This is a genomic window from Nonomuraea sp. NPDC050643 (genome assembly GCF_040654715.1).
Classification (GTDB): Bacteria; Actinomycetota; Actinomycetes; order Streptosporangiales; family Streptosporangiaceae; genus Nonomuraea.
Genome location: NZ_JBFAIM010000193.1, coordinates 1 through 1082 on the forward strand (window position 1 = coordinate 1; position 1082 = coordinate 1082).

General features: G+C 29.8%; 2 protein-coding genes. One reads left to right on the plus strand and one right to left on the minus strand.

Going from position 1 to position 1082, the window contains the following annotated elements:
- On the minus strand, nucleotides 1-634 hold a 634-nt coding region (locus AB0I15_RS66925; RefSeq protein WP_358121242.1), incomplete at its 3' end, for a hypothetical protein.
- 101 nt (nucleotides 635-735) lie between these two features.
- Between AB0I15_RS66925 and AB0I15_RS66930 the strand changes: the two genes are divergently transcribed.
- On the plus strand, nucleotides 736-1082 hold a 347-nt coding region (locus AB0I15_RS66930), incomplete at its 3' end, for a hypothetical protein (protein ID WP_358121245.1).

A 1082-nucleotide genomic window follows, 5' to 3' on the forward strand; every position in this document is an offset into this window, starting at 1 on the left:
GGTTTAAACCATCGCACTTAACCATACCCTTTGGATTATTCATAGAATAACAATGATATTTGCTAGCATGGAACCAACAGTCACTTTTATAAAAATCTACATAAGCTCTAGGATGTTTTTTTGACCAGTATCTATGATCAGATTTTGTTCCGTTAAATCGATTACAATGAACATGCATTCCCTTTTTTACATGTTGGCCATCTTTAGTTGGCCCTTTATATACTTTGCCTTTGTGTTTACTATATGTTGATATGTTATTTGATGTATTATGAGTATTGTTTCCGTCCATATTTCCTATAAAATCAGAAAAATTTAATACTCTTGTATGATTGTTTGTGCTACGGTTAGCTGTATAATTTGATTTTTGTTTCTTTGGATTAGGGAATAATTCTTCTATGATAACTTTACCTTGTTGTTTTTTAATATGGAAATTAGGATCTTCTTTAGCTATAGATTTGAATTGTTTCATTGTTTTTGCGTCAACTTGAGAAGTCTTATAGGTAGCGACTAATTTAGTATCTTGTTTGGTTGAAGGATGGTTTTCAGCTGCAGAGGCATGATGAGAAGTTACGACAGTACAACCTAAAAGAGTGGCTAACATACTGGCTAAAAAGACTTTAAACACATGTTTCATTTGTTTCGGACAACTCCTTTTAAAGTGTTTTTGTTGGATTATTATGCAACTTTAATTTACCATAAAAACTTAAATATTTTGAGGAGATAAGGAGTCTTTAAATGAAAAAAATAGTTTATATACTTGGTACTATTATAGTTTTAGGCTTTTGTTATTTTTATGTAAATTTAATTTTTTTTGATAGTTGGACACGTTATTCTGCTGAAAAAGAAATAAATAATTATATTTCAAATCATGATACAAAGAAACTAAAAGAAATATCCGCGAATAATAAAACATATCAACTTTTGAAACATGCTAAACATGTGACAATAAAAGGAGATACAGATAATCAAGGTGGAGGTCATATAGGGTATTTTACTAGTACGATTAATGGTAAAGAAGGAGCGCTTTTTGTACATCTTAATTTTGGTTTGTTTCCTGAAATTCCTAAAGTAACCAAGTTGGA